Genomic DNA, 5818 nt, shown 5'->3' on the forward strand with positions numbered 1-5818 from the left:
CGGTCTTGGCACTGACGTAGAGCTCCTTGGCGATCTCCTGATTGGTCATGCCCTGGGCCGCGAGGTGGGCGACGGCACGCTCGCGTTCCGTGAGCTGCGCCAGGTCTCCGAGCGGACTGCGTACGCCGGTCGGCGCCCCGACGGCGGCGAGTTCCTGCTCGACGCGCTGGGAAAAGGGGACTGCGCCCAACGCGTCGTAGCGGCTGCGGGCGGCCCGCAGCCGCTCCGCCGCGCGGCCCGCTTTGCCGGTTGCCAGGAGCAGCCGTCCGTAGGCGTGTTCGATCAGGGCGCGGTGGAGCGGCATGTCGTCCGGCGCTGCCGGGAGATCGACGCCTTCGCGGTACCAGCGTTCGGCGGCCCCGGGGTCCTGGCGTCCCTCGGCGAGGAGCCCTTCGAGCCACCGGATGCCCACCTGCAGGCTGGGGACGTCGAGCTCCCTGATGCGGAGCAGCGTGCGGGCGGCCTCGTCGAGTCGGCCGACGCCGATCTGCCCTTGGGCGAACAGCGGCAGCCAGATCAACCTCCAGGAGTACATGCTCCCGGTCTGCGGGCCGTCGTGGACCGGCTGCAGTGCGCGGAACATGCCGTCCGGGTCGTCCCGTGCCTGGGCCAGGACCGCTTCCGCGAGCGCCGGGTAGATGGCGTCCGAGAAGAGCGCGCTGCTCTTCGCCGCGTCGTGGGAGGCCCGGCAGTGTTCCTCGGCCGCCTGCCAGCGCCCCTGTCCGGCCGCGACCATCGCGGTGACCGCCTGTCCGGGCGCGCGCCCGGACAGTGGTCCGTTGGTCGCCGCCAGGCCCAGCGCCCGCTCGGCGCTGATCACCGCTTCCTCCCACAGGCCCGACCAGTACTGGTGGGAGGCGAGCATGAAGTGGTCCGTCGCCCGTACGTCCACGACGAGTCCGTCGCGTTGCCGCTTCGTGAGCGTGACCAGGTCCTGGGTCGCACCGCCCAGGTGCCCCATGGCTCCACGCGCGATACTCCTGGCGCGCAGCAGGACGCTGTCGTGCAGCTCCACCGCCTCCGCGTCCATCGGCAGGCCGGGGTTCCGGGCCTCGAATCCTCGCAGGGTCGGTGCGGCCCCGTCGATCCACTCGGAGGCGAGGACCCACAGGTATTCGGCGTACCCGACGGTCTGGGGGTTGGACGGTCCCAGTTCCAGGGCCCGGCGCAGTGGTGTCAGTGCGTCTGCTCCCCGGCTCTGCCAGACGTAGACCCCTCCGAGCCAGATGAGGGCGAGCGCGGCCGCCTCGGTGTCTTCGTGCTCGTCCGCCTGCTGTACGGCCCGGGTCAGCAGGTCTTCGGCCGTGGCGAAGTCGCCGCGTCCGAAGGCGAGACGGCCGAGCACCGTGCTGCGCGCGGCCGAAGGGGCGCACTGCTGGATGGACTGCTGGAGCGAGTATCCGCGCTGGTAGTCGTTGGCCTGGAGCAGGTGGGTGGTGGCGGCCAGCAGGCGGTGTTCCTGGATGGTCCGGTTCTCGGACAGGTCTGCCGCCCAGAGCAGGAGTGTGGCGGCTCGGGCTCCGCGGCCGGCGGTGGCCTGTCGTTCGGCCTCGGTGTGCAGTTCGTCGGCGAGTGCGGCGTCGGAGTGGTCGGTGGCCGCGACGCGGTGGGCCCAGGATGCGTTGGTGTCGACAAGTGGGACCGCAGCGGCGTGCAACTGGTGGCGGCGCGGGGGCGAGATGGCTTCGTAGATGGCGGTGCGCTGGAGGTTGTGGCGCAGGCGTAGTGGTGTGGTCGTGCTCTCGGGCCACCACTCGACGAGTCCGGAGGCGAGGGCGGGTTCGAGTGCGGTCGCGGCGTGGTCGACGCCTGCGACCTCGGCGGCCACCGCCAGCGGGACCTGGGCGTCGAGGACTGCGAGGGCTTCCACGAGACCGCGGGAGTCGTGGTTCAGTCCGGCGAGGATCTGGCGCACGGTGGCGGCGAGCGAGTCGGGGACCGGCAGGGTGCTGTGCGGGTCGGCGAGGTCCTGTATCGACGCCTGCGTGAACAACGAGCGCAGGTAGAGCGGGTGTCCGCCGGTGTGATCCCGTAGCCGGTCGGCGGCTCCGGTGTCCAGGTCCGGGGCGCCTGAGGCACGCGCCAGTTGGATGACCTCGGCTCTGTCCAGCCCGGCGAGGCTCACCACGACGGCGTGCTCCGCGGCCGCCACCAGTCGTTCCGGGGCGTCCTTCTCGTCGGTCCGCCGGATTCCCGTCGGCAGGCCGGGCGGGGCGGTGCGGTTGGTGGCCACCAGCAGGATCCGCTCGGTCCACCATCGCCGTACCAGGAACTTGAGCACGCCCATCGACGCCTCGTCGATCCACTGGACGTCGTCGACGACGAGGGCGACCGGGCCGTGCGCTTCGAGCGCCCCCAGCAGGCGGATCAGCTCGGACCCGACCTCTACGGGGGCGGCGCCTTCGGTGGCCCTCGGTAGCAGTGGATAGCCGTGGAGCTCGTTCTGCGGCACCCGGCGCAGCAGTTGTTCGACTACGCCGAACCGGTAGTCCTGCTCGGCGGGATCGCAGGTGGCCCAGTACTGCGAGAAGCCTTCCAGGCCGGTCACCGCTTTGCGGACCAGGGCGGACTTCCCGATGCCTGCTTCGCCTTCGACCATGACGAGGCACGGCGCGCCTTGCGCTGCCCTGGCGGCGCACTCGGCCACCGTGGTGAGTTCGGTGCCGCGTCCCACGAACTCGGCATAGGCGGACTCCATCGTGCTGCCCCGTTCTCCTCGCCTGTCGTCGGCGGGACCTGCATACAACCTCAGGCGTTCTCCTGGTACCGGCAGAACACGCGGGCGGCTCTTGGTGGGGCTGCTCGACGAGGTCGTCCGTTCGGGTAGGAGTGGAGGGAGTCGAACCCTCACGCCCGTCGGGCACCGGGACTTGAATCCGGCGCGTCTGCCAGTTCCGCCACGCTACCTCGCGCTGTTCAGCCAAGCGTATCTCTGGTGGGTCTTCGTCCCGGCGGCGCGGCGCGGGCGCCGGTGGTGTTCACCCGGTGCGCGGGCGGACGAGCGTGCGTCAGAGGCGTCAGAGGTAGACGCCGGTGAACTCCTGGGTCCGTTTCGGGTCCAGCAGTACGGCCGGTGTGCGGGAGGCGTGGGCGTAGAGCTGTGCCAGGGTGGCGGGGGCTTTGAGGTCGTCGGCTGCACCCTCGTTCCAGCGGCTGATCTCCTCCTGGTTCAGGGGACCCACTTCGACCTGGGCCAGACACCGGCCGGGTCGGACGATCGCGGGGTGCAGGCGGTGGACGTCCTCGTTGGTGGTGATGATGAGAAGGGTTCGGCCGCCTTGTCCGAGGATGCCGTCGCTGAGGTTGAGCAGCCGGGCCATTCCCTGGCCGGTGGAACTCTTGGCGTCGGAGCGCAGGAGTTCGTCGCAGTCCTCCAGGATCAGTGCGCTCCATTCGGAGTCGCGTGGGGTGGTCGGTACGGCTGCGGTCATCAGGTAGCCGGAGGAGGAGAACAGTTTCTCGGGGTCCAGGACGTATTCGAATCCGCACCAGCTCCGCCAGGATCGGGCGAGTGATCGCAGGGCGGTGGTCTTCCCGGTGCCAGGGGGTCCGTACATCAGGACGATGGATCCGCCGAGCGCTGCGGGGGTCATGTCGGTGAGGTGGTCGAAGCGGGTTGCTGCGGTCCCGGCGTAGTTCTCACGGATGTCCGTCCAGCGGGGGACACGGATGTCCCGGCAGACCCGGGTGGGCGTGCCGCGGTCGGAGAGGTGCCAGAATCCGATCGGGACCGTGTGGTCGTCCGTGGTGGGGTTCTGGCCGTAGGCGGTGACGATGTCGGCGAGGACGGTCCTTGCCAGGTCGGGGGTGGCGGCTGTGACCTGGACCTGGCCTTCGACGGACGTCGAGCACTTGAGGTTGCGGATGAAGGTTCCCGTCCACCCGGGCCCGGCGAGCATGCAGATGTCGTAGCTCTCCGATGTGTGGCGTCGCACCACCTGGGGGTCGTTGGGTGCGGGGGCTCCGTCCGGCTTCGCCCGTAGGTGCTGGATCTCTGCGCTGCAGGAGTACGGTTGGGTTCCGTCCACGAACGAGGCCAGGGCGAGGGCGGTGATCGCCTGCCTGGGGCTGTCCGAACCGTTCAGGAACTGCAGTGGCAGGCGTTGAGCGGGATCCTCCGCGGATGCTCGCCAGAGCGGGGTGGGGGCGGAGGTCACGACTCACCGTTCCCGTCCTCGGACCGGGGGACGTCAGGTGTTGCCGTCCCTTCTTCGGTCCGCTGCTCCCGGATCAGGTCGACCACGTCGTCCAGGTTGGTCAGGGACCGGATGTCCTCGTCGGTGATCTGTACGGAGAACCGGTCTTCGACCGCCAGAGCGAACTCGACCAGTGACAGGGAGTCGATTCCCAGGGAGTCGAAGGACTGCTGGCCCGGATCGTCTTCGAGCGCCACTTCGAGATCACGTTGGAGGATTTCGACGAGACCGTCGAGGATCTCAGCTGTGGCTGCGTCCTCCTGGTTCGGGTCGGCGGCAGGTTGCGGTACGGGGCCAGGCGGCATGGTTGGGTCCTTCCCCACGGGCACGACGGACGTCTCCATGGTCCGCTGGCGGGAGATGGATCTTTCACGCTCCTCGGGCAGACGATCGGGAAGATCCGGTGTCCTCGGGCTGTCCCCGTCCGGGGGACGTCCGAGGGGGTGTGTCCGAAGGGGCCGTGGGCCGGCGGGGAGCGTCGCAGGGCTCAGGCGTCGGGTGCCCGACGGGACGGGAAGCTTTTGATCTTTATCCAGTCCCGGGAGCGGCGGCCTGGCAGGTACGGACTGGCCAGGCGTTTGGCGACCACTCCGTCCCAGCCTTCCCGCACCGCCTGGGCGAAGGCTTCGGTTCCCATCCCCGGCCAGAAGGCCGGCGCCTGGACGTGCTCGGAGACCAGCTGCAGGTCGTCCAGCAGTTCGCGGCGTGCGAGGTAGGGGATGTGGAGGACGGGGTCACCCAGGTGCAGCACGTCGTAGAGCATCAGGCGGACCGGGGTCCGGTGTCTGACTTGCTCGACCGCTGCCGGGTGGTGGAGGCTCATGCGTTGTTGCAGCCACTCGAAGGAGGGCCGGCCCGCGCCGTCGAGGACCACGATCTCGCCGTCCAGCAGTGCCGGGAGCCCGGTGGGCACCAGGGCCGGTAGTTCCTCGACGAGTTCCGGGTAGCCGGCGGTGACGTCCGTCGCCATCTGTGACCACAGCTGCACCGTTCCGTTCCCGGGGAAACGGGCGATCACCCGGGCTCCGTTCCACAGTGGCTCGAACGCGTAGTCCCCTTCGCTGTCGGGCCCGGGCAGCAGGCCGATCACAGCGAGCATGGGTGCCGGTACCGGCATCACGTCGGTCGTCCCCGGCGAGCGGAGGCTCATATCTCCAGCATCTCACCGCGCCACGGCCCTTCCGCGCGGTCGGAGCCGTCGGGCCCGGGGCATACCGGACAGGCGGTCCGCGGGGCTGAGCACTACGATGATCGGCCAGGAACGACGGTGCGGGGTGGTAGCTCAGCAGGTCAGAGCAGAGGACTCATAATCCTCCGGTCGCGGGTTCGAGCCCCGCCCACCCCACCGACGAGGTGCAGCCCTTCCTCGGCGCTCACTCGATCCGGTTCAGGCAGTCTGCCGGGGTGTCCGGGGCGATCTTCTCAGGGAGGCCGTCGGCACCGGGTACGTCGCGTTTGACGATCAGTGGCCAGGCTCCTCGGGGGCCGGCGTTCTCCAGGAGGTAGAAGGCTGCTTCCGTACCGTCCGGCAGGGGCCCGGCTGCGAGGGGGATTCCGCGAAGCGTCTCGGAACTCGCCTGTGGCTTTTCGAACTTCGCCATTGATGCCAACCCTTGCCGACG

At 69.7% G+C, this 5818-nt stretch carries 5 protein-coding genes and 2 tRNA genes; 1 reads left to right on the forward strand and 6 read right to left on the reverse strand.

The annotated features are described in order from the left end of the window. The 5 genes from AA75_RS24650 to AA75_RS24670 all read right to left on the reverse strand — a co-directional run. Positions 1–2698: LuxR family transcriptional regulator (locus AA75_RS24650; RefSeq protein WP_033822417.1), on the reverse strand; the 2698-nt coding region annotated here is incomplete at its 3' end. A 126-nt stretch (positions 2699–2824) separates the two neighbouring features. Continuing rightward, positions 2825–2908, reverse strand: a tRNA-Leu gene (locus AA75_RS24655). A gap of 109 nt (positions 2909–3017) precedes the next feature. Next, positions 3018–4157, reverse strand: coding sequence for a DUF5925 domain-containing protein (locus tag AA75_RS24660; RefSeq protein WP_051813240.1), 1140 nt, complete (start codon positions 4155–4157; stop codon positions 3018–3020). Beyond that, positions 4154–4540 carry an acyl carrier protein gene (locus AA75_RS24665; protein ID WP_051813242.1) on the reverse strand — a complete coding sequence of 129 codons (387 nt, stop codon included), beginning with the start codon at positions 4538–4540 and terminating at the stop codon, positions 4154–4156. The genes AA75_RS24660 and AA75_RS24665 overlap by 4 nt, the downstream gene beginning before the upstream one ends. Before the next feature lie 143 nt (positions 4541–4683). Beyond that, positions 4684–5346, reverse strand: coding sequence for a hypothetical protein (locus AA75_RS24670; RefSeq protein ID WP_051813244.1), 663 nt, complete (start codon positions 5344–5346; stop codon positions 4684–4686). 121 nt (positions 5347–5467) lie between these two features. Here AA75_RS24670 and AA75_RS24675 point away from each other — a divergent pair. Further along, positions 5468–5541 (forward strand) — tRNA-Ile (locus AA75_RS24675). Between the two features lie 28 nt (positions 5542–5569). Here the strand turns inward: AA75_RS24675 and AA75_RS24680 are convergent. Continuing rightward, positions 5570–5818: hypothetical protein (locus AA75_RS24680; RefSeq protein WP_206743451.1), on the reverse strand; the 249-nt coding region annotated here is incomplete at its 5' end.

The sequence above is a fragment of the Kitasatospora sp. MBT63 genome, assembly GCF_000710465.2.
Lineage (GTDB): Bacteria > Actinomycetota > Actinomycetes > Streptomycetales > Streptomycetaceae > Kitasatospora.

What these genes read in the sequence shown, in the direction of transcription:
- AA75_RS24665 (WP_051813242.1), bottom strand. Translation starts at nt 4,540, where the DNA reads ATGGAGACGTCCGTCGTGCCCGTGGGGAAGGACCCAACCATGCCGCCT.
- AA75_RS24670 (WP_051813244.1), bottom strand. Translation starts at nt 5,346, where the DNA reads ATGAGCCTCCGCTCGCCGGGGACGACCGACGTGATGCCGGTACCGGCA.